Source organism: Pseudomonas sp. ANT_H12B (genome assembly GCF_008369325.1).
Classification (GTDB): domain Bacteria; phylum Pseudomonadota; class Gammaproteobacteria; order Pseudomonadales; family Pseudomonadaceae; genus Aquipseudomonas.
Genome location: NZ_VOBI01000016.1, coordinates 116,241 through 138,685 on the forward strand (window position 1 = coordinate 116,241; position 22,445 = coordinate 138,685).

The 22,445-nt window shown below is 60.2% G+C and carries 21 protein-coding genes and 1 pseudogene; 8 read left to right on the top strand and 14 right to left on the bottom strand.

Going from position 1 to position 22,445, the window contains the following annotated elements; genetic code table 11:
• Window positions 1-64: 64 nt before the first annotated feature.
• Window positions 65-535, top strand: coding sequence for a prepilin peptidase (locus FQ185_RS22520; protein ID WP_149419353.1), 471 nt, complete (start codon window positions 65-67; stop codon window positions 533-535).
• A gap of 110 nt (window positions 536-645) precedes the next feature.
• Entirely contained in the window at window positions 646-1,428 is a 783-nt protein-coding gene (locus FQ185_RS22525) for a response regulator transcription factor (RefSeq protein ID WP_149419354.1), read from the top strand.
• A gap of 114 nt (window positions 1,429-1,542) precedes the next feature.
• Here the strand turns inward: FQ185_RS22525 and FQ185_RS22530 are convergent, their stop codons facing one another.
• From FQ185_RS22530 to cpaB, 8 genes are read right to left on the bottom strand one after another with little or no spacing between them, the layout of a single operon-like run.
• The gene (locus FQ185_RS22530; RefSeq protein WP_149419355.1) at window positions 1,543-1,818 is read right to left on the bottom strand and encodes a DUF3613 domain-containing protein; all 276 of its coding nucleotides are present in this window, start codon (window positions 1,816-1,818) and stop codon (window positions 1,543-1,545) included.
• 13 nt (window positions 1,819-1,831) lie between these two features.
• Window positions 1,832-2,542 carry a hypothetical protein gene (locus tag FQ185_RS22535; protein WP_149419356.1) on the bottom strand — a complete coding sequence of 237 codons (711 nt, stop codon included), beginning with the start codon at window positions 2,540-2,542 and terminating at the stop codon, window positions 1,832-1,834.
• A gap of 10 nt (window positions 2,543-2,552) precedes the next feature.
• The gene (locus FQ185_RS22540; RefSeq protein ID WP_149419357.1) at window positions 2,553-3,443 is read right to left on the bottom strand and encodes a type II secretion system F family protein; all 891 of its coding nucleotides are present in this window, start codon (window positions 3,441-3,443) and stop codon (window positions 2,553-2,555) included.
• Window positions 3,440-4,324 carry a type II secretion system F family protein gene (locus FQ185_RS22545; protein WP_149419395.1) on the bottom strand — a complete coding sequence of 295 codons (885 nt, stop codon included), beginning with the start codon at window positions 4,322-4,324 and terminating at the stop codon, window positions 3,440-3,442. Before FQ185_RS22545 ends, FQ185_RS22540 begins: the two co-directional genes overlap by 4 nt.
• A gap of 10 nt (window positions 4,325-4,334) precedes the next feature.
• Window positions 4,335-5,615, bottom strand: a complete 1,281-nt coding sequence (locus FQ185_RS22550; protein ID WP_149419358.1) for a CpaF family protein — start codon at window positions 5,613-5,615, stop codon at window positions 4,335-4,337.
• Window positions 5,612-6,808 (bottom strand): pilus assembly protein, encoded by a 1,197-nt coding sequence (locus FQ185_RS22555; RefSeq protein ID WP_149419359.1) that lies wholly within the window; start codon window positions 6,806-6,808, stop codon window positions 5,612-5,614. The genes FQ185_RS22550 and FQ185_RS22555 overlap by 4 nt, the downstream gene beginning before the upstream one ends.
• Window positions 6,805-8,076 (bottom strand): type II and III secretion system protein family protein, encoded by a 1,272-nt coding sequence (locus tag FQ185_RS22560; protein ID WP_149419360.1) that lies wholly within the window; start codon window positions 8,074-8,076, stop codon window positions 6,805-6,807. Before FQ185_RS22560 ends, FQ185_RS22555 begins: the two co-directional genes overlap by 4 nt.
• 21 nt (window positions 8,077-8,097) lie before the next feature.
• Complete coding sequence (gene cpaB, locus FQ185_RS22565) at window positions 8,098-9,045, bottom strand: Flp pilus assembly protein CpaB (RefSeq protein ID WP_149419361.1); 948 nt, start codon at window positions 9,043-9,045, stop codon at window positions 8,098-8,100.
• A 320-nt stretch (window positions 9,046-9,365) separates the two neighbouring features.
• Here cpaB and FQ185_RS22570 point away from each other — a divergent pair, with 320 nt between their 5' ends.
• Together FQ185_RS22570 and FQ185_RS22575 are read left to right on the top strand one after the other, a co-directional pair.
• A complete protein-coding gene (locus tag FQ185_RS22570) occupies window positions 9,366-9,575 on the top strand; it encodes a Flp family type IVb pilin (RefSeq protein ID WP_149419362.1) in 210 nt (69 codons plus the stop codon).
• 59 nt (window positions 9,576-9,634) lie between these two features.
• Window positions 9,635-10,048: a response regulator gene (locus FQ185_RS22575; protein WP_149419363.1), complete on the top strand. Its 414-nt coding sequence runs from the start codon at window positions 9,635-9,637 to the stop codon at window positions 10,046-10,048.
• 83 nt (window positions 10,049-10,131) lie between these two features.
• Here FQ185_RS22575 and FQ185_RS22580 read toward each other — a convergent pair whose 3' ends face one another.
• Both FQ185_RS22580 and FQ185_RS22585 read right to left on the bottom strand, forming a co-directional pair.
• The gene (locus tag FQ185_RS22580; RefSeq protein WP_149419364.1) at window positions 10,132-10,986 is read right to left on the bottom strand and encodes a MaoC/PaaZ C-terminal domain-containing protein; all 855 of its coding nucleotides are present in this window, start codon (window positions 10,984-10,986) and stop codon (window positions 10,132-10,134) included.
• 2 nt (window positions 10,987-10,988) lie between these two features.
• Window positions 10,989-12,341: a 3-oxoacyl-ACP reductase gene (locus tag FQ185_RS22585; protein WP_149419365.1), complete on the bottom strand. Its 1,353-nt coding sequence runs from the start codon at window positions 12,339-12,341 to the stop codon at window positions 10,989-10,991.
• Between the two features lie 274 nt (window positions 12,342-12,615).
• On the opposite strand from FQ185_RS22585, the gene FQ185_RS22595 reads away from it, so the two are divergent.
• Window positions 12,616-13,893, top strand: coding sequence for an acetyl-CoA C-acetyltransferase (locus tag FQ185_RS22595; RefSeq protein ID WP_149419366.1), 1,278 nt, complete (start codon window positions 12,616-12,618; stop codon window positions 13,891-13,893).
• Between the two features lie 199 nt (window positions 13,894-14,092).
• Window positions 14,093-14,884 (top strand): helix-turn-helix transcriptional regulator, encoded by a 792-nt coding sequence (locus FQ185_RS22600; protein WP_149419367.1) that lies wholly within the window; start codon window positions 14,093-14,095, stop codon window positions 14,882-14,884.
• Window positions 14,885-14,919: 35 nt separating this feature from the next.
• Here the strand turns inward: FQ185_RS22600 and FQ185_RS31135 are convergent, their stop codons facing one another.
• Together FQ185_RS31135 and FQ185_RS31140 are read right to left on the bottom strand one after the other, a co-directional pair.
• Window positions 14,920-15,687 (bottom strand): methyl-accepting chemotaxis protein, encoded by a 768-nt coding sequence (locus tag FQ185_RS31135; protein ID WP_371916927.1) that lies wholly within the window; start codon window positions 15,685-15,687, stop codon window positions 14,920-14,922.
• 90 nt (window positions 15,688-15,777) lie between these two features.
• Window positions 15,778-16,866, bottom strand: a pseudogene (locus tag FQ185_RS31140) (cache domain-containing protein); the annotation flags it as partial.
• 457 nt (window positions 16,867-17,323) lie between these two features.
• On the opposite strand from FQ185_RS31140, the gene FQ185_RS22610 reads away from it, so the two are divergent.
• Both FQ185_RS22610 and FQ185_RS22620 read left to right on the top strand, forming a co-directional pair.
• Window positions 17,324-18,217: a PA4780 family RIO1-like protein kinase gene (locus FQ185_RS22610; RefSeq protein WP_149419369.1), complete on the top strand. Its 894-nt coding sequence runs from the start codon at window positions 17,324-17,326 to the stop codon at window positions 18,215-18,217.
• 256 nt (window positions 18,218-18,473) lie between these two features.
• Window positions 18,474-19,688, top strand: a complete 1,215-nt coding sequence (locus FQ185_RS22620; RefSeq protein ID WP_149419370.1) for an MFS transporter — start codon at window positions 18,474-18,476, stop codon at window positions 19,686-19,688.
• Here the strand turns inward: FQ185_RS22620 and cueR are convergent.
• The gene (gene cueR, locus FQ185_RS22625) at window positions 19,642-20,055 is read right to left on the bottom strand and encodes a Cu(I)-responsive transcriptional regulator (protein WP_149419371.1); all 414 of its coding nucleotides are present in this window, start codon (window positions 20,053-20,055) and stop codon (window positions 19,642-19,644) included. The genes FQ185_RS22620 and cueR overlap by 47 nt on opposite strands.
• Window positions 20,052-22,445, bottom strand: a complete 2,394-nt coding sequence (locus FQ185_RS22630; RefSeq protein WP_149419372.1) for a heavy metal translocating P-type ATPase — start codon at window positions 22,443-22,445, stop codon at window positions 20,052-20,054. The genes cueR and FQ185_RS22630 overlap by 4 nt, the downstream gene beginning before the upstream one ends.

Consider the following 22,445-nt stretch of genomic DNA (forward strand, 5'->3'; position numbering starts at 1 on the left):
CCCTGATATTCACGACGTGATATCAGCATAGAATCATTCAGCCAAAACGGACGTTTTTTACCGGATGCAGAGCTTTGTATTACTGATCTGGCTGACGCTATGCGCAGCACAGGATGCTCGAGAACGACACATCGCCAATGGCCTGACCCTTGGCGCAGCGGCGTTGGCGCTGGCGTATCTCCTGTGGACGGGCACGACCTGGCTGGGGGCCGAGGCGGCGCAGGGCGGCTGGGCTTTTTTGCTGGCGCTGGCTTTCACCTTGCCCGGTTATGCGCTGAGACGCTTGGGCGCAGGCGATGTGAAATTGATGACCGGCCTGGGGCTGGCGACAGACGGCATGCACCTGCTCGGCGTGTTCATCGGTGCCGGATTGGCCAGTGTGCTGTGGCTGCTGCTGGCGCCAAGAGTCTGGCTTCATATGGGCCAAGGGCTTAGAAATCATCTTCGATACCTGGGGCCTGGAATGTCAAAGAAACAGCCCTTTGCACCCTTCGTATTGGTGGGCCTGTTGCTCACACTTGCCTGGTTTCACTAGCCGACAGTTCTATATACAGAGTCGGAAAGTACGACTACTTTCAATTCAGTAGTTGTACAGCCTGTGGCTGGTAGAGGAACGGTCAACTTTGACCTTGCAGGGAGTCGCACGTGAACAAGCTTTCTTCGGCAGTAAAAATCCTTGTGGTCGACGACCAACCGTTTATTGCCGCAGAACTCTGTGAGTTTCTTAAAGGCCGCGGTTACCGTTGCGTGTCTTGTGAGACTGGCAATCAGGCCGTCGAGCGTTTCAATGAAGACGAAGCGATTGGCCTGGTGCTTTGCGATTTGCACATGCCCGGTCTGGACGGGATTCAACTGGTCCAGGCGCTGCAACGGTTATCCGGCAAGCACCGTGTGTTTGAAGCGATCATGCTCACTGGGCGCGCGGACAAGCAGGATGTGATCAAGGCCTTGCGGGCCGGGTTTGCCGATTACTACCAGAAGCCGATTAACCTGGGTGAGTTGCTCGAAGGGATTGCGCGTCAGGCAGTGGTTTTGCAGGAACGGCAGAAGAGTGTGCAGCTGGGGCATCTGGATCAGAAGCTGCAGTACCTTGCCGAGTCGATCGATGATCTGTATCAGGATCTGGATAAGGTTCGGCGTGGGCCGCGGTTATCGGTTTTCACTGATGAGGATGTCATCGCTGTGGGTCGGGTTGAGATTCCGGCGATTTTCAGTCACCTGTCGCCAAGGCAGTTGGAGGTGGCGCGGTTGGTGGGGAAAGGGCAGACGAATTATCAGATTGCCTGTGAGTTGGGGATTACCGAGAACACGGTGAAGCTTTATGTGTCGCAGGTTTTGCGGCTGACGCATATGCATAATCGGACGCAGTTGGCGCTGGCTTTGTTACCCAGCCATTCTGGATTGCATCAGGGGGTGACTGCGCATTAGCGGTAACGACCTCAACTCACTTTTTGGAGTGTGTTAAGCCGTAACGCGATCTGTAGCAGCTGATCGGCAGCTGCTACAAAAGAAGTGTCTCGATCGAAATTGCCTGGATCAAGACTACCCCCCCGTCCCACCGTCCACTTGCCCGCTCTCATACTGATCAAAGTACTCCGGGATCTCATGCTGATAGCTTTTCAACCAACGCTGCATGCTCAGCTCGCGCTCGGTCGCGGTTGAGGTTTGCGGTTTCTGGGAAGCCGCCTTGTTGCTGCTTTGCAGCTGCAGCCAGCCTTCGGTTTCCTGTTGTTGGGCCGAAGCGGGGCCGGGGTCGATGGCGTGAGCGGTGAGGGGCAAGGCCAGCAGGCCGAGGCAGCAGAGGATGGTCGTTTTCATCAAAAGCCTCTCCTTATTGAATCGTCGGTGTGGCGACAGCGACATGGTTTACGGCGGTCGGGCCGGACTTGCTCGGTGTCTTGAGTCTTTGCGCGCGGGCCTGGGCTTCGGTGACTTGGGCAGGGCTCAGGCCGAGACGGCTGACGAGTTCGGCCGCGCGGCTCCAGTCGTCCTGGTAGATCAGTAGCGTCACCAGATTCAACGCTGCCAGTTGATCGCTTTGCTTGAGTTCCATGGCTGTCAGGAATTCAAAGCGCGCATCCTCGACGCGTAATTGATTGAGGTACACCACGCCGAGGTCGTTGCGGATTTTCTCGTCGGTCGGCGCTAGCCGTGCGGCCCGCTGCAAGTGAGCTTGTGCCAGGCCGTTGTCGCCCTTGGCGGCGGCGAGTTGGCCCAGGCCGTGTTCGGCTTCGGCGGCCAGGCAACTGCCGAGCAGGCTGCGGTACAACGGCTCGGCTTCGCTGCGGCCCAACAGTCGATAGACCTTGGCCTTGCGCAAGCGCACGTCGGCGAGGTTGTCGGGCAGGCTTTGCAGGTTGGCGAGGCTGGCGTGCAGTTTGCCGTCATTGGCCATGTCATCGGCAAGGTTCAGCGACAGCTGTTCCTCGGAAGTCAGCTTGGCGCAACTGGCCGTGTTGGTCAGGGCGCTCCAGGGCGTCGCACCGTTGCTCGCGCAACCGCCTAATAACAGCAGCATCAAACCGGCAATTATTGCTTTCATAACGATCCCTCTAAGAACCAAAGGCATGGGACAGGGCGGTGAAGCCCGGGCCGGCCAGTACGATCAATAACGCCGGGAAGAGAAACAACATCATCACGACGGACATTTTGGCGGACATCTTGGAGATGTATTCCTGCAAGCGCGTCAGGCGCCGGTCATCGAGCAATTGCTTGAGGGTCAGCAGGGATTTCATCGCACCGCCCCCCTGATGGATCAACTGCTCAAGGATGACGCAGGTGTCGGTGAACTCGTCGACGGCCAGCAATCGCGTGGCTTTGTGCAGTTCTTCGCCCAGTTCCAGGCCGGAATCGACCCGGACCAATACCAGACGCAGTTCATGGGTCAGGGCCGGCAATAATTGTTTGCCTTCATTGCTCAATACTCGCAGCGACTGCTCCACCGCCATGCCCGATTCGAACAGGATGCGCAGCAGCGGAATGAAGGTGGATATCTCGGTCGCCAGTTGTTTTTGCCGACGCAGCGCGGCAGCGGCCAGCAACCGTTTGGGCAATAGATAGCCGATGCCGGTGGCGAGCACCGGGGCCATCCAGTGGTTGTCTGTGTGAGGGAAGAATACGCCCTGGATCAGCAAAGTCAGGGCCAGCGCCAGCACCGGGGCGCCTATCTGGGAGGCCGCGAACAGTGACCGTCGCCGGGCGCTGCGCCAGCCGAGACGGTTAAGCAATGCCTGGGTTTCGTTATCCAGGTTGACCGAGCGCTGACCGATCCGGCTGCTGCCCAGCATTTGCAGCCACTGATCGACGCGGTGATCGTTTGCCAGTTTGCCATCAAGTCGTTGTGCCACCTGGCGAACCCGCCGACGGTGCTCCAGCAAACCGCTGAGCAGCAACAACGTTGCCCCCAGAAACAGCAATGCGCAGATCAGCAATGGCACTTTCATACGCTACGCAACATGTGCCAGAGCGCCAGGCTGCCGATCACCTGCAATCCAAACGCGGACGCGAGCATGATTTGCCCCGAGTCGTCGTGCCACATGGCGAGCAAGTAATGTGGGTTGGTCGCGAGGAAATAGCCGGCCAGGCCAATCGGCAAACAGCCCAGGACCCACGCGGTCACCCGGGTTTCACCGGTCATGGCCCTGAGCTGGCGCGCAGCCTGCTCGCGCTCCCGGATCATCTTGATCAGGTTTTCCAGCAATTCGCTGGCATTGCCGCCATAGCGGTGATTGACCTTCAACCCGAGCGCGAACAGGCGAAGTTCGTCTTTCTCATACAGCTCGGCAAGGTCAGTCGCGGCATCCGGCAGGCTGACCCCCAACTGCACGTTGCGCTGAACCCGCCCCATGGCGTTTTTCAGCGGGTCTTCAGCGGTGTCGATGGCGCCCAGCACCGCATCGGCCAGGGTGCGCCCGGACTTCAGACTGCGCACGGTGTGATCGAGCATTTGCGGCAGTTGTTCGATCATGCGCTGGAGTCGGCGCTGATAACGCCAATTGACATACAGACGCAGTATCAGCGGCGGTAGCAGTAACAGCACCAGCAAGCCGAACCAGCCACCGGCGGCAAATCCGAGCAAGATGCCAAAGGCCCAAAGCAGCAGCCACACCCCCAGACGCTCGGAGGGACGCCCAAGGCCGGCCCGCAGAAAGGCCCGATCCAGACCCGCCCAGGAGGTTTTCGTCAGTACCGGCTGCGGTTGCCCCTGGGTCAGGCGCGCCAGTACCCGGTCGGTGCCGGTCTGGCGCAAACCGCGATAAAACAGGCGGATCGACAGTCCGAGCAAGACCAGGCAAATGAGGATGAGCAGCACCGGTTTGAGCATGCCGTGGCCTTCAGTACGCAGGGGGAGAGAGCGCCAACTCACGGCGCAGTTTGTCGCCGGCGGGGTTGACCGCTTCGCGCAGGAATCCAAAACCGCTGCGCCGGTCGAGCCGGAACAACGTGTTGGTGACATACACGTCATCGCGCAAGCCGATCACCTCCACCACTTCGCTGACGCAGCGGCGGCCGTCGGGCATGCGCGTCAGCTGGATCACTACATCCAGTGCGGCGCAGATCATTTGCCGCAAGGTCCGTTCGGCGATGGTGCGGCCCGTCAGGCCCACCAATGTCTCCAGGCGCAACAGCGCATCCTGGGCGTTGTTGGCGTGCACGGTGCTCATGGAACCGTCGTGGCCGGTGTTCATTGCGGTGAGTACGTCCACCACTTCGACGCCGCGAATCTCGCCGAGAATGATTCGGTCCGGTCGCATCCGCAGGGCGTTGCGAATCAGGTCACTGGCCTTCACTTCGCCATGGCCTTCGGCATTCGGCGGTCGGGTTTCCAGACGCACCACGTGAGGGTGGCCCAGTTGCAGTTCGGCGACGTCCTCGATGGTGACGATTCGCTCGTGAGGGTTGATCAACTGGCTGAGAATGTTCAGCAGCGTGGTTTTGCCAGTGCCGGTGCCGCCGCTGATCAGGATGTTGCAGCGCTTGCCCACGGCCTCCTGAATAAAGTCGAAGATCGCCTGATCGATGGTTTGCATCGCCATCAGGTCCGAGCTTTTGAGCATGTCCTTGCGAAATTTACGTATCGACAGGCAGGGACCATCGAGCGCAATCGGCGGAATGATCGCGTTGACCCGGCTACCGTCGGGCAGTCGTGCGTCGACCATTGGCGACGACTCATCGAGTCGTCGACCGAGGGGCGCGAGAATCCGTTGCATGACCCGTTCGACGTGATGCGCATCGATGAAACGCAGGTCGCTTTGATGCAGTACGCCGTCGCGTTCAATGAACACCCGGTGCGGGCCGTTGACCAGAATATCTGTCACCGACGGGTCCCGCAGCAGCACTTCCAAGGGGCCGAAACCGGTGAGTTCATCGACGATTTCTTCGGCCAGGCGCTCCATTTCATAGCGGGAAATCGCCAGGTGCAGCCGGGCGATGTACTCGGCAACCTTGTCGATGACGAATTGCGAGAGCACCTGCCGTGAATCCTCCAGCAGGTTTTTGCCGGACTCCTCGATGGCGTCGATGATGTAGCGGTGCAGCACCAGTTTCAGACCTTCGTGATCGGTGTTGCCGCTGGTGGCGCGCACAGGGGCACCGAAGAGTTTTTCACCGCTCATTGCGCACCTCTCAACCGGTTGAACCAGCCAGACTTGGGCTTGGCCAGGTCCTCGGAGCGCTTGGCCAACCGACAACCGAGGGCGCCCAGGCTTTGAGTCAGGGCTTCGCGGGGGGCCAGTTCAAACAGCGTCATACCTTGATTCTTTGCGTTGAGCCGAACTTCCGGGCTGTAGACGAGGGTCGCGATGATCTCCATGCCGAAGCTTTTGCTCAGGGTGTCGGAATCCGGTGCGACGTTGCGCAGGTAGCGGTCCACCAGCAGTCTGGCGTGATCGAGCTTCATTCCTTTTTCCCGCCACTGGTTGAGTACCGCCAGGTTGCGACGGCAGTCGAGTACGTTCTGATCGGTGTACCACAGCAACTTGTCGCAATGGGTGACGAAGGTGCGTAGCGCTTCGCTGTCCGGCTGGCCAGTCAAGTTCACCACGATGTGCTGGAAGTGTTGGCGCAGGGCGCTGAGCAGCATGTACAACTCGGCGGTGCTGGTATGTTCCAGCGGCATATCGTGGCTGGCGTAGGCGAGGATCCGCAACCCGGCGGCGCAGTGGGTGAACGCGCTGTCGATCAGCGTCGCGTCGAGTCGCCGCAAGTGCCGGAGTGCATCGCCGAAGTGGAACGAACTCTCCAGCCCGAGCAAGGCCAGGCTGTCACCGCGTGGCAGGCCCAGGTCCAGTAACAGCGTTTGCTGTCCGCTCTTTTGCACCACTTGCGCCAAGTGCGTGGCGAGCAGCGCGCCGTCGGCGTTGATCTGCACACCGTAGAGCACCGTCAGGCTACCCAGCTGGGTGTTTGGGGTCACGGGCGGCAGGCGTTTGCCCAACCGTCGCACCAACCCCGCGACTTCACTGGAGCGCGAACCATAGGCCACGAAATCCCGTGCACCGGCGCGCATGGCATTGAGCACGAGCTGGTTGTCCATGCCATCGCCCAGCGCGACAATCGCCAGCATCGGTTTGGCTTCCAGGACACCTTCGATCAGTGCGCTTTGGGCCACCACGTGTTCACGGTCCAGGCCGATGAACACCAGGCTGGCGAAGGTCACGTCCACTAGCGCCAGCAATTCGTCAAGGCTGCCAGTGCCAGCGCTGACCACTTGGCCCAGCGGGGCGAGGGCGCCTTGCAGCCACTCAAGGTCGGTGCTGTTGCGCGTGATCGCGAGGAAGGTCTGGCTCAGGTTCTGGCTCTGGCTCATTGCGATAATCCGCTGCGTTTATCGAAGTTGCCGTTTTCGAGGAAGTACAGGCGATACCAGTTCGGGTCATAGTTGCGCAGCTTTTCACCTGGTAATGACGGCAGTTGTGCGTTGGCAGCCAACGGTTGAACCAGGTGCGGCGTGACGATCATCAGCAACTCCCGCTCTTCGCGGTTGACCGCTGAGTTGCGAAAAAACGCACCGAGAATCGGGATATCGCCCAGGCCTGGAAACTTGCTGACTTGCGAACTGTTGTGAGTGCTGATCAAACCGCTGATGACGAAACTCTCGCCATCGGCCAGCGAGATGCTGGTATCGGTGCGGCGAATGGTGAACGCCGGCACGGTGGTACCGCCGATGGTCACACCATTGTTGTAGTCGAGTTCGCTGACCTCCGGCGCCACTTTGAGGGTGATGCGATCGTGGCTGACCACGGTCGGCGTGAGCGTCAGGCGGATGCCGAACTCCTTGTATTCGATGGAGTAGCTGTTGCTGTTGGCGCTGGGCACCGGGATCGGAATTTCACCGCCGGCCAGGAAGCTAGCGCTCTGCCCGCTGAGGGCCACCAGGCTCGGCCGTGCCAGGGTGTAGGCGAAGCCGCTGCCTTCCAGGGCGTTGACGATGCCGAGGAATTTGCTGCTGCCACCGCCCCAGACAATGTTGAAACTGTCGTTGAGCAGCGGAATGCTGGGCACCGCGATCCGGGGATCAATGTTGAACAGCGGCACCACGCCCGGCGTCACGGCCGTGTTGGGCACCGTACCGGGGGCGCCGAAGAGGAAGTTGTTCGAGCCCTTGCCGAAAATCGACGTGCCGGCCTCTTTCAGTTTGGTCCGACTGACTTCGACGAAACGAATGTCGGTCTGTACTTGCGACGGTAGCAGTGGGTCATCAGAGGGTAATCGTGTCGCGGTGGTCATCGCCGCGGTGGCCTTGCCCTGAACGAATACCATGCTTTGGCGCGGAGCACTGGCGCAGGCGGTCCAGATCATCAGGCTGGTAGCGCCGGAGGCCATTCCGGTTAGCAAAAACGCTTGATTACCGTTGACTCGCACATCGGCGATTTTCGGGTCACCCACCGCCACCCGAGTGATCGCCACCGGTGATTGCACCTCCTGTTGCAGCCCTTCACCGACTTCCAGCACCGCAGGCAACGAACCCAGCGCGGCGCAATTGCCTGACGCTGCGAACGTTACGCCAAGCGGCACACCGCTCAGTAAAGAGACCCAGAGCAGGCCTTGAAACAGGGGCATGGAACGACTGCGCATTTAGATGCGTCCTTGCTCGATTCAGGGGGTTTGTTGGGTGATTTCGTTGCCGCGGATGACTTCCACGCTCGACTTGCGCGGTGTTGTGCTGCCGTAGGTGACGACAGGTTTGGGTGGGGGCGTCATGGCCAGCTGGCTGAACTGGATCAACTCGCGGTTGGCACTGGCAAGATTGGCCGATGAATCGCTTTCGCCAGCCCAGTAACGAGACAGACGCTTTTCATCGGCGCTGCGTACGGCCAGGCGCAACACGCCGGCCTGGGCCGCTAACATCAGGCGACTCAATAGTTGTTCGGGGACGGCAAGCAAGACACTGCGGGCGCTGGCGCGCGTTTGTTCCTGCCTGAGTTTTTCTTCGTTGCTGCGGGCCGGGCTTGCGGGTTGGCCGTCGTTGGTCAACCCCATCTGTTCGCCTACTCCGAGCACCCGCAAGGCCGGCACCACCAGTTGCGCCGACGGCTGAAGGTTGTTGTTGTCCATGCGCAGAAACAGCAGCACATCGACGTAGTCCCCCGGTGTCAGTTGCCCGCCGGCATTGATCACTTCATCCACCGCGACGGCGAGGGCGCGTTCATCGGGACGAATCATCCGCGCCAGTCTGCCGCCGGCTTCGAAACTTTCATCATTGAGCCAGGTGCCGGCGCTGAGGGCGCGCCAGGGCGTGCGGCCAATGGCTTGATCGAGGCGGCTCAGGCTGCCGGCCGGGACGGTACGGAGTTGTTCCAGAGTCACGTCGGCGGCGCTGATCGGCATGAACGGTGGCACATCATGCAGCAGCACCACCACCGGTTGGCGGATGGGATCGTCCGCGGGGGCTGGCGTCTGGGCGATGGGTGCAGGCGTGACGATCCCGGGTTGCACGACAGGCTCGGGAACGGGTTGACGGCTCAGCGTGAGGCCCCAGTAACCGGCAATAATGGCGCCCACCAGAAACAAACCGGCCAGGCCCAGAGTGATACGACTGTTCATGACGGCTCTCCCTTTCCTGCTGCTTCAAACCTCGTCGTATCCAACGAGACAACTTCGCAATCAGGCAGCTATGAACATGGAACTATTTGGCTATTTGAAGGTAGCTCAGTTAGAGCAAAAAGCCATTACGGGACTGAAACTAACGAAAGTAAGTAGCCAGGGTGAAAACGTGACTTTTTTGGCGTCAATAAGACAACTAATACTTTAGTGATAATTCGTTCTTACAGTTGTTGGTTAGGGGAATGCCGACAATGCTGATGCTGGCAAAGGGGAATCATGTTGCGACCGTGCAACACCCTCCGTCTTTCAGGAGAACTGCCATGTCCTTCACCAAGATTGCTCAGAAGATCAAATCCGAAATCGCTTTTTACAAACGTTTGGCCAAAGACACTGAGGGCGCTTCTGGTATCGAGTACGCGATTGTTGCAGCCATGGTCGCGGTGGTGATTGCCGGACTCAGCGCGGGAATGGGCACTACGATCACGAATATCTTCGGAAGAATCACTACGGCATTGGGCGGTACACCGTAACTTGCTAATGCGCCTCAGGGCTTCTAACGTCAGCGCTTCGTCCATTGCAGGTGTTGCCCATGAACGCTCCCTCACTTCCACGCCAACAGCTTCTCCTGGTCGATGATGAGGAGGATGCGTTGCTCGAATTGGCGGAGTTGCTGGAGGGCGAGGGCTTCAATTGCTTTACCGCCACCTCAGTCAAACTCGCGCTGCAACACCTGACGCGCCACCCTGATATTGCGTTGGTGATCACTGATCTGCGGATGCCGGAGGAGAGCGGCATGTCGTTGATCAAGCGGTTGCGCGAGCACACGTCCCGCCAGCATTTGCCGGTGATTGTGACGTCGGGGCATGCGGACATGGAGGATGTCAGCGACATGTTGCGGTTGCAGGTGCTCGACCTGTTTCGCAAGCCGATTTATCACGTGCGGTTGTTGGAAACGTTGAATAACCTGTTTCCGCAGCCGCGCTTGAATTTAGTGAGTCAGTGATAGATCGTTCCCACGCTCTGCGTGGTGCAGCCAGGGACGCTCCGCGTCCCAAGAGCCGAATGCAGAGCGCAGGAATGATCGGGTCAGGCGACCGGCCGCCAATGCCCCGCCATATGCTCCAAATCCCCTGCACCCACCAACAGCAAATCCCCACTGGACCCCGCAGCGCTGGCCAGCAACGTCACTTCACTGGGCAACCGCACCGGTTTCCTGAACTGCACCGCAATCTCGACATTCGCTGCCGGCAGGTGCTCACTTAGCGCCGCCAACGTACGGGCCTTGTTCCACAATCCATGGGCGATGGCCGTCGGGAAACCGAAGAGTTTGGCGCTGACGGCACTCAGGTGAATCGGGTTGTAGTCGCCGGACACTTTGGCGTACTGCCGCCCAATGTCCGACGGCGCTTTCCAGTGGGCCACTTCTGACATTTCCAGGGTCGATGCCAACACTTCTTCGACGGGCTCGCCTGCGAGTTTGACTGCGCGGCACAACATCTGGCTTTCAGCTTCCCACAACGCCCCCAACTGATCGTCAAGTGTCGTCACCAAGTCGAACGTCGCGCCTTTTTCATGAGGCTGAAGGTTTTGCACCTGAACGCTGACGCGCACACGATTCACGCCGCCCATTGGGCGAAAGATACGAATGCGGTTGCTCAGGTGAATCAACCCCAGCAGCGGAAATGGAAATTCCTTGGCCGTCAGCAATTGCATTTGCAAAGCGAACGCCAGGATGTGTGGATAGGTGGGTGGCAGCAAACCGTTCTCGGCAAAACCGCAGACCTTGCGATAGTCCGCCAGGTGTTTAGGGTCGACATTGATCCAGCAGCGCAAACCCGAATCGGGCAGGGTGGTGCCAGTGATTTTGCGTCGCGTCGCCGCTCGCACATACAACTCCGGCAGACTCGGTTCGCGGTTGAGTGTGTGCCAATCGATGATCATGCCTAAGCCCCCAAAACACTTTGCCCGCACACTCGCAGCGCTTGCCCGGTGAACGCCCCGGTACCCGGTTGAGCGAGCCACGCCACCGCTTCGGCGACGTCTTGTGGCAAGCCGCCCTGGCCTAGCGAACTCATGCGTCGCCCGGCCTCACGCACGCCGAACGGAAGATGCGCGGTCATCTGGGTTTCGATGAAACCGGGTGCCACCGCATTGATGCTGATGCCGCGCTCACTCAGCAGCGGCGCCCAGGCTTGGGCCAGGCCGATCAGCCCGGCCTTGCTCGCCGCGTAATTGGTTTGCCCGCGATTGCCGGCGATGCCGCTGATGGACGCCAGCAGGATTACCCGGCCGTTGTCGTGCAGGGTGCCGTTGTCGAGCAATGCCTTGGTCAGCACTTGCGGCGCATTGAGGTTGACCGCGAGCACCGCGTCCCAGAATTCCGGAGTCATGTTGGCCAGGGTTTTATCCCGAGTGATGCCAGCGTTGTGCACCACGATGTCGATGCCGTCGGGCAGTTGCTCGACCAACTGCGCGGCGGCGTCGTCGGCGCAAATGTCCAAGGTAATGCTGCGCCCGCCGAGGCGTGCGGCGAGGGCTTCGAGGTCGGTCTTGGCTGGTTGCACGTCGAGCAGAATGACGTCGGCACCGTCGCGGGCCAGGGTTTCTGCAATGGAGGCACCGATGCCGCGCGCAGCGCCAGTGACCAGCGCCTTGAGGCCGGCCAGTGGGCGAGTCCAGTCCTGGACGGGAGTGTCGCAGGCATTCAGGCGAATGACCTGACCGGACACGAAAGCGCTTTTGGGCGAGAGGAAAAAGCGCAACGGGCCTTCCAGTTGATCCTCGACACCGTCGCCGACATAGATCAGTTGCAAGGTGCCACCGCTGCGCAGTTCCTTGGCCAGCGAACGGCTGAAACCTTCCACCGCACGCTGGGCACTGGCGGCGAACGGATCGCTCAACGTCTCTGGCGCGCGACCCAGAATCACGATGTGCGCACTGTGATCGAGGTTTTTCACCAGCGGCTGGAAGAATTCGCGCAGCTGTTTGAGCTGATCGGTCTGCACCAGGTCACTGGCGTCGAACACCACGGCTTTGAGTTTGGGGCCGTGGCCGGGAATCCACGCGGTGGCCAGTGAAGGTTCGGTGCCGTAGCTGTAAATCGCGTCGGTCAGGCGATTGGCGAAGGCGCTGATTTTCTCCGTCAGCGGGCCACCGCCAAACAACAGCGCCCCTTCGACAGGGCGCAGCCGGCCTGCTTGCCAGCGCTCCAGTCGTACCGGCGACGGCAGACCCAGGGCCCCGACCAAACGATGGCCGATGGACGAATTGGCGAAGTCGATATAGCGGTCAGACATGGAACGCGCTCCAGCAGCTGGGGTTCAAAGTGTGGACCACGAATGGCGATCAGTCGTTCGATCCACGAGATTAGGCCTACGCTTGATCAAAGCAGAGTAGTTGAACCCCGGTTTGGCAGGACTATCAGAGAAATGCAAACCCTGTGGGAGCGAGCCTGCTCGCGAAGGCGGAGTGTCAGGCGAAATAGATGTTGAATGTGCTGGCCTCTTCGCGAGCAGGCTCGCTCCCACAGGAATTCGGTTTAACTTCCAGATATTTCACCAGGAGCTTTTCATGACTCAGCTGCGCCGCGTTGCGATTATCGGGGGTAACCGTATCCCCTTCGCCCGTTCCAACGGGCCGTACGCCACCGCCAGTAATCAGGCGATGCTCACCGCCGCACTCGAAGGCCTGATCGAACGCTACAACCTGCACGGTTTGCGCATGGGCGAAGTGGCGGCGGGCGCGGTGCTCAAGCACTCCCGGGATTTCAACCTGACCCGCGAATGCGTGCTCGGCTCGCGGCTGTCGCCGACCACCCCGGCCTATGACGTCCAGCAGGCCTGCGGTACTGGCCTGGAAGCGGCGTTGCTGGTGGCCAACAAAATCGCCCTGGGTCAGATCGACTGCGGCATTGCCGGCGGCGTCGACACCACCTCCGACGCGCCGATCGGTGTCAACGAAGGTCTGCGCAAAATCCTCCTGCAAGCCAATCGCGCCAAGACCACCGCCGACAAACTGAAAACCTTCCTGCAACTGCGCCCCCGTCACCTGATCCCGGAACTGCCACGCAACGGCGAAGCGCGCACCGGTCTGTCCATGGGCGAGCACTGCGAGTTGATGGCGCAGACCTGGAGCATTCCGCGCGCCGAACAGGATCAGTTGACCCTCGAAAGCCATCAGAAAATGACCGCGTCCTACATCGAAGGCTGGCACAACGATCTGATGACGCCATTCCTCGGCCTGACCCGCGACAACAATTTGCGCGCGGACCTGACGCTGGACAAACTCGCCTCACTGAAACCGGCTTTCGAGAAAAGTGCCAAGGGCACTCTGACGGCAGGCAACTCCACGCCGCTTACCGACGGTGCGTCGCTGGTGCTGCTGGGCAGTGAGGAATGGGCGAAGGAGCGTGGCTTGCCGATTCTTGCGTATTGGCGCGACGGCGAGGCGGCGGCAGTGGATTTCGTCAACGGTGCCGAAGGCCTGCTGATGGCGCCGGTGTATGCGGTGCCGCGCTTGCTGGCGCGCAATGGCCTGACCTTGCAGGACTTCGACTACTACGAAATCCACGAAGCCTTCGCCGCGCAAGTCCTGTGCACGCTGAAGGCCTGGGAAGATCCCGACTACTGCAAAACCCGCCTCGGGCTCGACGCGCCGCTGGGTTCCATCGACCGTAGCCGGCTCAATGTCAAAGGCAGTTCACTGGCGGCCGGGCACCCGTTCGCCGCCACCGGCGGGCGCATTGTCGCCAACCTGGCCAAGTTGCTCGACGGTGCGGGCAAGGGTCGAGGCTTGATCTCGATCTGCGCTGCCGGTGGTCAGGGTGTGACGGCGATTATCGAGCGTTGATCGTTGAACGTGGGTGAAAACCTGTGGGAGCGGCCCGCGATAGCGGTGTGTCAGACAACAGAGACGCGGGATAAGCCGTCCCCCATCGCGGGTAAGCCCGCTCCTACATAGGAATTCTCTGTTGCGAATACATTTGTAAGAAAAGAAGTCTTAGCCTAACGTCGGCGTTATCTACCGTCTTGCGACATAAGGCTCATCAATGACGTCCAACGGACAACTTTCCCTCGAGCGGTCCATTCCAGCGCTGACGGCATTGCCGCGTCCGTTGTTTGCCCGAGTGGAAAGTCTTAACGCCGGTTCATGGACGCCGGCTCATCGTCACGACTGGGTGCAGTTTTCCTACGCCATCAGTGGCGTGCTCGGTGTGCACACCGCCGAGGGCAGTTTCTTTGCGCCGCCGCAGTGGGGGATCTGGATTCCTGCCGATCTGGAACATCAAGTGGTGACCTCGATGCGCGCCGAGATGCGCAGCCTGTATGTGCGTCGTGAGGATTGCGCGTGGGCGGACGGGCGTTGTCGGGTGCTGGAAGTGACGCCGTTGGCCCGGGAGCTGATCAAGCGTTTTTGCTTGCTGCCCGTGGAGTATCCACAGGGCGATAGCCAGGAAACTCGGCTGGTGAATGTATTGCTGGATCAGTTGGCGAGTTTGCCGCAGGTGGAGTTTTCCCTGCCGTTGCCCCGGCATGAACGTTTGCTCGGCTTGTGCAACGAGCTGATTGAAAACCCCGAGCAGAACGTGACCTTGCAGGAATGGGCGCAGCGCTTGGGCACTTCGGAGAAGACCTTGATGCGGCTGTTTCAGCGCGAAACCGGGTTGAGTTTTCGAGGGTGGCGCCAGCGGATGCGGTTGCTGTCGTCATTGAGCCTGCTGGAGGAGGGCGACAGCGTGACCAATGCCGCGCTGTCTTGCGGGTATGACTCGACTTCGGCGTTTATTGCGGCGTTCAAGGGGTTGTTCGGGTTTACCCCCGGTGAACTCTTCAGACACTGATCGTTCCCACGCGGAGCGTGGGAGCGATCAACATCTCAAGTTCTGAAGCGTCGAACCAAGCCATCCAGCTCATTCGACAACCCTGCCAAGCTCTGCGAATCCAGCCGCGCCGAGTTCGCCAGTTCCGCCACCAATTGCGCATCACCATGAATCTGGCTGATATGCCGGTTGATGTCTTCAGCCACCTGATGCTGTTCTTCTGCTGCGGTAGCGATCTGAGTGTTCATGTCGCGGATCACATCCACAGACTCACGAATCAGCCCAAAACTGCTGCGTGCTTCACCGATGCGGGTGACCGATTGCTGGGAGACTTCCAGGCTGGCGTGCATCTGCTGAGTCACTTGGCTGGTGCGCTTGGCGAGGTTGCCCAGCAGCCCGTCGATTTCCGCGGTGGAATCGGCCGTGCGTTTGGCCAGCGCTCGTACTTCGTCAGCCACTACCGCAAAACCACGTCCTTGCTCACCGGCCCGCGCCGCTTCAATGGCCGCGTTCAGCGCCAGCAGGTTGGTCTGTTCGGCGATCGAGCGAATGGTCCCGAGGATCGACTGAATGTCGTTGCTGTCGCGTTCCAGCTGTTGCATCGACTGCGCCGACTGTTCGATTTCCTGGCTCAAGCGATCGACGCTGGTCACGGCCGCATCAATCTGCTGCTGACCTTCGCGCGCCTGACGCTGGCCACTGTCGGCCGATTCCGCTGCCTGGCTGCATGAGCGGGCCACTTCGTTGGCGGTGGCGACCATTTCGTGGAATGCCGTGGACACCATGTCCACCGCTTCACGCTGGCGCCCGGCCGCTTCGGCCATGTCGCTGGACACCTGGGTCGAACTCTTGGAGGTGGCAAGGATCTTGGTCGCGGCGCCGCCGATGCTCTGAATCAGATTGCGAATCGCCGCCAGAAACTGGTTGAACCAGTTAGCCAGTTGCGCAGTTTCGTCGCTGCCGCGGATTTGCAGGTTCTTGGTCAGGTCACCTTCGCCCTGGGCGATGCCTTCCAGGCCACTGGCCACGCTGCGGATCGGCCGCACGATGAGGCTGGCGAAACTGGCGCCGACGATGGCGAAGAACACGGCCAGCACAGCGGCAATGATCGCGATCAACCAGGTCAGTCGGGTGGCCGAACTCATTACGTCGGTCTGCTTGATCAGGCCGATGAAGGTCCAGCCCAACTGCTCCGACGGCCAGACGTTGGCCATGTAGCGTTCGCCGTTCAGCTCGACTTCCACCAGCCCTTTACCGGCCTTGGCCAGTTGCGCGTAGCCGTCGCCGAGGCTGCTCAGGGCTTTAAAGTTGTGTTCAGGTTGCTTGGGATCCACCAGCACGGTGCCGGTGTTTTCCAGCAGCATCAGGTAACCGGTTTCACCGAGCTTGATCTGTTTGACGATTTCGGTGAGTTGTTTGAGCGTCACGTCGATGCTGACGACGCCGCCGTTGGTGCCCAATTTGTTGTCGATGGTGCGCACGGTGCTGACGTAAGTCGCGTCATCCTGAGCCCAATAATAAGCCTCGGTGCGAAATGGCTTGCCGGGCTTGGCCTGGGCAGCCTTGTACCACGGGCGTTGGCGCGGGTCGTAATTGTTCAGTTTTGCATCGTCCGGCCAGGATACATAACCGCCCGCTGCGGTGCCGAGGATGGCGTAGGCGTAAGACGGATGGCTGTTGCCCAGGTCCTGGAGGAGGGCGAAGACCTTTTTGTCCATCTCGCCCTGAGGAATGCTTTCGGCGTTGGCGCCTATGTAGGTTTTGAGGCTGTCGTCGGAGTTTTTGATCAGCGGTTGGGTCGCCAGGTAATCGACGTTCTGGCTGATGCCGTCAAAGAACAGCTGCATGGCATTGCTGACCTGACGAATTTCGCGACCACTGCCGTCGGCGAAACCTTCCCTGGCATCGCTGCGTAAATTCAGCACAACGAGGGTGGCGACCAGCACCACGGGCAAGCAGGCGATGATTGCAAACGCCCAGGTCAACTTTTGTTTGATGTTCATCCGCGCTCCAGATTTCTCTTGTAGGCCCACGCAGTGCAGATGACTCGCGGATTATTGGCAGTCGTAAACGTGTTTGATCGACCCGGGTCCGTGAGTGCGCCATCGTTTTTGTTCTTGGAACGATTGTCGGACAAATCACTTTGTCTCTGATGACTTCGGCTGGCGGAGACGGAAATTGAAGTCTATTAAGAAAAATCCTACGAAGGGTATGAATAGAGGTGTCAGCTTCTGTCGCCAAAACCCTCATTGCCCTTACGCAACAAGTGACGCAGGCTTGGCTATGATTTTGGGTGACCGCTCAGGGTGGTCGGGTTTGCCGGATTTTCTGGCACTTTGTGTGCTTCTAAACGTTCTCAGGAACGTTCATAGGTCGGCAACCCCTCCCCCGAATGAGTGGATTGCCGTATAACGAATGACTTTCGCGTGTTTGGTAATAAAGGACCCCCAATAAAAGCTGATGAAGACTCCAAAACGCATTGAACCCCTGATCGAGGACGGTCTGGTCGACGAGGTGCTGCGCCCACTCATGAGTGGTAAAGAAGCAGCTGTTTATGTGGTGCGCTGCGGTAACGAGTTACGTTGCGCGAAGGTCTACAAGGAGGCGAATAAACGTAGTTTTCGTCAGGCGGCCGAGTATCAGGAAGGTCGCAAGGTGCGCAACAGCCGTCAGGCTCGAGCAATGGCCAAGGGCTCCAAGTTCGGCAAGAAAGAAACCGAAGACGCCTGGCAGAATGCCGAAGTGGCGGCTTTGTTCCGGCTGGCCGGCGCTGGCGTGCGGGTTCCAAAGCCTTACGACTTCCTTGAAGGCGTGCTGCTGATGGAGCTGGTAGCCGACGAGTACGGTGATGCCGCGCCGCGTCTGAACGACGTGGTGCTGGAACCGGATCAGGCGCGCGAATACCACGCGTTTCTGATTTCGCAGATCGTGCTGATGTTGTGTACCGGTCTGGTGCACGGTGACCTGTCCGAGTTCAACGTGCTGCTGACCCCGACCGGCCCGGTGATCATCGACTTGCCGCAAGCGGTGGATGCGGCGGGCAACAACCACGCGTTCAACATGTTGGAGCGGGATGTGGGCAACATGGCTTCTTACTTCGGACGATTTGCTCCGGAATTGAGAAAGACCAAGTACGCCAAGGAAATGTGGGCCTTGTATGAGGCCGGCACCTTGCACCCGGCCAGCATCTTGACCGGTGAGTTTGACGAGCCGGAAGAGCTGGCGGACGTGGGCGGTGTTATCCGCGAAATCGAGGCCGCACGCCTTGATGAAGAGCGCAAGCAAGCGGTGCGCGCGGCTGACGATGCGCCACCTGGCAAAACCGAAGAACCGCCTCCGCCGTGGATGCAGTGATCGGTTAACGAAAAACCCGGCTTCGGCCGGGTTTTTTGTGGGTGCCTGCCAGCGAAATATCCAAGCGCTGGAGATTCAATGTGGGAGCGGTGTCGGACACAAAATTGTGTGTGCCGGAGATCATTGTGGGAGCGGGCTTGCCCGCGATGAGGCAATCACATCCAACATCAATGTTGCCTGACAGTCAGCTTTCGCGAGCAGGCTCGCTCCCACATACTGGCCGCATTCGAAAGCACTCCACACTCAAGGACTGAATGTGAACTCCACCCGCAACGCCCAACTGATCGTCGCCGCCCGTCTGATCTCGGACTTCGGCGCCTTCCTCAACATGGTCGCCCTGGCCACGTACGTCTACCTCCTCAGCGACAGCGCCATGAGCGTCGGCATCTTCCTCGCCAGCCGCGTGGCCGGAGGCATTTTTGCCAGCCTGATAGCCACGGCGTTTTATCGTTGCTGGACCGGGCGCATGCCATTGATTGCCTTCGACCTCCTGCGCGCCGGGCTGTTAGGCCTGTTGCTGGTACTGCCAGTCTCCCAGCAAGCGATGCTGTTACCGGTGATTGCCTTCGGCCTGGGGTTCGGCAATTCGATGTTCGCCATCGGTCTCAACAGTCAGTTACCGCACCTGATCAACGGTGAGCAACTGCTCAAGACCAACGCCTGGATCACGTCGGCGTCGTCGGCAGCCATGGTGGGTGGAAGCCTGGTGGCAGGGCTTTTGGTGGCCGCGTTTGGCTTTGAAACGGTGTTTGCGTTGAACGTGATTACTTATCTGCTGGCCGCGCTATTTATCGTGCCGTTGCGGTTTACCGGGCCAGCAGCCAGTGCCGAGCCAGCCGATGGGCGGGGTCAATGGTCGGCCCTGGGCCAAGGCTTGCGCAGTACTCCGGTGGTGGCAGCAATGCTCGCGGTTGCCATGGCCGACACCCTTGGCAGTGCCGCGCATAACGTCGGTTTTCCGATTATTTCCAGACTGCTGACGCCCGAGTCCGCCAGCACCACGCTGAGGCTGATGCTGGCGGTCTGGGCCGGTGGGAAACTCATCGGCGCACGGATCGCCAGCCGGATGAAAGGCTCGGAAAACGTGCACCTTGAGCGGCGGTTTTTCTTCGGCGTATTGCTGATGTCCTGCGGCTTTATCCTGATGTTCCAGCAGCAGACCCTTTACGGTTTGCTGCTGTTCTCGCTGCCGGCAGGATTGGGTGATGGCTTCTCGGAAGTCGGCCTGATGTCGCGGCTGCAACGTGAGCCGGACAGCTTGCGCCTGCCAATATTCAGCTTCCTGACCCTGCTGCAAATGACCGGGTTCGGCGTTGGTATGTTGATCGCCGCACCGTTCTATTCGTGGTGGACGCCGGGTGCCGTGGTGCTGCTGTTCCACGGCATTCCCCTCAGCACCTTGTTGGTGTTGAAGGGGTTGGCAATCAGGGATGCGCGGGTTCGGCGCAGCAGCCCGACTCAAGGTTTTTGAGGATCGGGCAGTCCGGGCGGTGATCGCCGTGACAGTGTTCAACCAGGTCCTGCAGGGTGTCGCGTAGTTGGCCGAGTTCGCGGATTTTCTGGTTCAGCTCGTCGATGTGTTGGCGGGCCAAGGCCTTCACATCAGCACTGGCGCGCTGGCGGTCCTGCCAGAGCGTCAGCAGTTTGCCGACCTCTTCCAGTGAAAACCCCAAGTCCCGGGAACGCTTGATGAACGCCAGGGTGTGCAGGTCGTCGTCGCCGTACACCCGGTAACCGCTGTCGGTGCGATGGGCAGCCTTGAGCAAGCCGATGGATTCGTAATAACGGATCATCTTCGCGCTCAGGCCGCTCTGGCGGGCCGCTTGGCCGATGTTCATTGAGTGTCCTCCAGATCCTTGGGTTTCCAGGTTTTCAACAGTAGCGCATTGCTTACCACGCTGACGCTCGACAGCGCCATGGCTGCACCGGCCAGCACCGGATTGAGAAAACCGAACGCCGCCAACGGAATACCGATCAGGTTATAGACGAAGGCCCAGAACAGGTTCTGCCGAATCTTTGCGTAAGTCTTGCGGCTGATTTCCAGCGCTGCCGGAACCAGCCGTGGATCGCCGCGCATCAGGGTAATCCCGGCCGCATGCATGGCGACGTCGGTGCCACCGCCCATGGCGATACCGATGTCGGCGGCGGCCAGGGCCGGGGCGTCGTTGATACCGTCGCCGACCATCGCCACGACACCGGTTTTCTTCAGCGTGGCCACAGTGGCCGCTTTGTCCGCCGGCAGCACTTCGGCGTGGACATCGCGGATGCCCAAGGCCTCGGCAACCACTTTGGCACTGCCGCGGTTGTCGCCGGTCAGCAGGTGGCTGCTGATGTTGCGTGCGTTGAGTTGTTGCACGGCTTGCAGTGCACCGGGTTTTAGGGTGTCGCCGAAGGCGAACAGGCCCAGCACCCGAGGTTCGGGACTTTGTTCGATCAGCCAGGACAGGGTCCGGCCTTCGGTTTCCCATGCGGTGGCCGAATCAGCCAATTCACCTGCGTTCAAACCGCTCTCTTCCAATAGACGACGATTGCCCAGCGCCAACCGCCGACCATTGAGGGTGCCCGCAATGCCGCGCCCGGTCAGCGACTGGCTGTCAGTGACATCGACCACGGTCAAATTGCGTTCGGCGCAAGCGTCCAAAACCGCCTTGGCCAACGGATGTTCACTGCCGCGTTGCAGGACGCCAGCCATTTGCAGCAGGGTGGCTTCATCTCCATCGACAGCACTCAAATGAGCGATACGCGGCGTCCCCGAGGTCAGCGTGCCGGTCTTGTCGAAGACCACCGCGCTGACTTCATGAGCACGTTCCAGCGCTTCGGCGTCCTTGATCAGAATCCCGTAACGCGCCGCTACACCGGTCCCGGCCATGATCGCTGTCGGCGTGGCCAGCCCGAGAGCGCAAGGGCAGGCGATCACCAGCACCGCGACGGCATTGATCAATGCAATTTCCATGGGGGCGCCGTAGAGCCACCAACCGACCAAGGTGGCCAATGCCAGCAACAGAACCACGGGCACGAACACCTGGCTGACTTTATCCACCAGTTTCTGGATCGGCGCCTTCGCCGCTTGAGCGTCTTCCACCAGGCGGATGATCTGCGCCAGTACGGTTTCCGCACCGAGCGCCTGAGTGCGAACCAGCAATCGGCCTTCACCATTGATCGCGCCGCCGGTGACTTTGTCGCCGGGTTGTTTGGGCACTGGCAGGCTTTCGCCGCTGATCAGCGCTTCATCGGCGTGACTCTGGCCTTCGACCACTTCACCGTCCACCGGGAAGCGTTCGCCGGGTTTGACCATGACCAGATCATTGAGGCGCAAGGCGCTGATGGCGACATCTTGCTCACGACCCTCGATCACCTGAATCGCCCGTTCCGGGCGCAAGGCTTCGAGGGCACGGATAGCGCTGGCGGTCTGGCGTTTGGCGCGGCTTTCCAGATATTTACCCAGCAGCACCAGTGCAATCACCACCGCCGACGCTTCGAAATACAGGTGCGGCATGCGCCCGGCGGCGGTGGCCCATTCATAAATACTCAAGCCATAACCGGCGCTGGTGCCCAACGCAACCAGCAAATCCATGTTGCCGGCACCGGCGCGCACGGCTTTCCAGGCCGCGACGTAAAAACGCGCGCCGAAGATGAATTGCACCGGCGTGGCCAACGCGAATTGCGCCCAGGCCGGGAGCATCCAGTGCACGCCGAACGGTTGCAGCAGCATCGGCAACACCAGCGGCAAAGCGAGGACGATCGCCAGGATCAAGGCCCAACGCTCGCGGTGCAGGCGCTGTTGCTGATGGTCGGTTTGCGGGTGTTCGACTTCCCAGACACTGGCGCTGTAACCCGCTTTTGTCACGGCACCGATCAAGGTTTGCGGATCGATCTGGCCGAGCAGTTCAAGGTGGGCACGTTCATTGGCCAGGTTGACGCTGACGCTTTTGACCCCCGGCACCTTGGCCAGCGCACGTTCGACCCGGCCGACGCAGGAGGCGCAGGTCATGCCGTCGATGCTCAATTCCAGGCTCTGCTGCGGCACGCTGTAACCGGCCTGGTGCACGGCGTCCATCAACGCCGTGAGGCTGTCGCTGGGCGCTTGAACCCGGGCCTGTTCAGTGGCGAGGTTGACGCTGACGGCGGAGGCGCCGATGACTTTACTCAAGGCTCGCTCGACACGGCCAGCGCAACTGGCGCAGGTCATGCCGGCAATCGGCAGATCGAAAGTGGTGGATTCGGACAT

What these genes read in the sequence shown, in the direction of transcription:
- FQ185_RS22520 (WP_149419353.1), top strand. Translation starts at nt 65, where the DNA reads ATGCAGAGCTTTGTATTACTGATCTGGCTGACGCTATGCGCAGCACAG.
- FQ185_RS22530 (WP_149419355.1), bottom strand. Translation starts at nt 1,818, where the DNA reads ATGAAAACGACCATCCTCTGCTGCCTCGGCCTGCTGGCCTTGCCCCTC.
- FQ185_RS22535 (WP_149419356.1), bottom strand. Translation starts at nt 2,542, where the DNA reads ATGAAAGCAATAATTGCCGGTTTGATGCTGCTGTTATTAGGCGGTTGC.
- FQ185_RS22540 (WP_149419357.1), bottom strand. Translation starts at nt 3,443, where the DNA reads ATGAAAGTGCCATTGCTGATCTGCGCATTGCTGTTTCTGGGGGCAACG.
- FQ185_RS22545 (WP_149419395.1), bottom strand. Translation starts at nt 4,324, where the DNA reads ATGCTCAAACCGGTGCTGCTCATCCTCATTTGCCTGGTCTTGCTCGGA.
- FQ185_RS22550 (WP_149419358.1), bottom strand. Translation starts at nt 5,615, where the DNA reads ATGAGCGGTGAAAAACTCTTCGGTGCCCCTGTGCGCGCCACCAGCGGC.
- FQ185_RS22555 (WP_149419359.1), bottom strand. Translation starts at nt 6,808, where the DNA reads ATGAGCCAGAGCCAGAACCTGAGCCAGACCTTCCTCGCGATCACGCGC.
- FQ185_RS22560 (WP_149419360.1), bottom strand. Translation starts at nt 8,076, where the DNA reads ATGCGCAGTCGTTCCATGCCCCTGTTTCAAGGCCTGCTCTGGGTCTCT.
- cpaB (WP_149419361.1), bottom strand. Translation starts at nt 9,045, where the DNA reads ATGAACAGTCGTATCACTCTGGGCCTGGCCGGTTTGTTTCTGGTGGGC.
- FQ185_RS22570 (WP_149419362.1), top strand. Translation starts at nt 9,366, where the DNA reads ATGTCCTTCACCAAGATTGCTCAGAAGATCAAATCCGAAATCGCTTTT.
- FQ185_RS22575 (WP_149419363.1), top strand. Translation starts at nt 9,635, where the DNA reads ATGAACGCTCCCTCACTTCCACGCCAACAGCTTCTCCTGGTCGATGAT.
- FQ185_RS22580 (WP_149419364.1), bottom strand. Translation starts at nt 10,986, where the DNA reads ATGATCATCGATTGGCACACACTCAACCGCGAACCGAGTCTGCCGGAG.
- FQ185_RS22585 (WP_149419365.1), bottom strand. Translation starts at nt 12,341, where the DNA reads ATGTCTGACCGCTATATCGACTTCGCCAATTCGTCCATCGGCCATCGT.
- FQ185_RS22595 (WP_149419366.1), top strand. Translation starts at nt 12,616, where the DNA reads ATGACTCAGCTGCGCCGCGTTGCGATTATCGGGGGTAACCGTATCCCC.
- FQ185_RS22600 (WP_149419367.1), top strand. Translation starts at nt 14,093, where the DNA reads ATGACGTCCAACGGACAACTTTCCCTCGAGCGGTCCATTCCAGCGCTG.
- FQ185_RS31135 (WP_371916927.1), bottom strand. Translation starts at nt 15,687, where the DNA reads ATGGCCGAAGCGGCCGGGCGCCAGCGTGAAGCGGTGGACATGGTGTCC.
- FQ185_RS22610 (WP_149419369.1), top strand. Translation starts at nt 17,324, where the DNA reads ATGAAGACTCCAAAACGCATTGAACCCCTGATCGAGGACGGTCTGGTC.
- cueR (WP_149419371.1), bottom strand. Translation starts at nt 20,055, where the DNA reads ATGAACATCGGCCAAGCGGCCCGCCAGAGCGGCCTGAGCGCGAAGATG.
- FQ185_RS22630 (WP_149419372.1), bottom strand. Translation starts at nt 22,445, where the DNA reads ATGTCCGAATCCACCACTTTCGATCTGCCGATTGCCGGCATGACCTGC.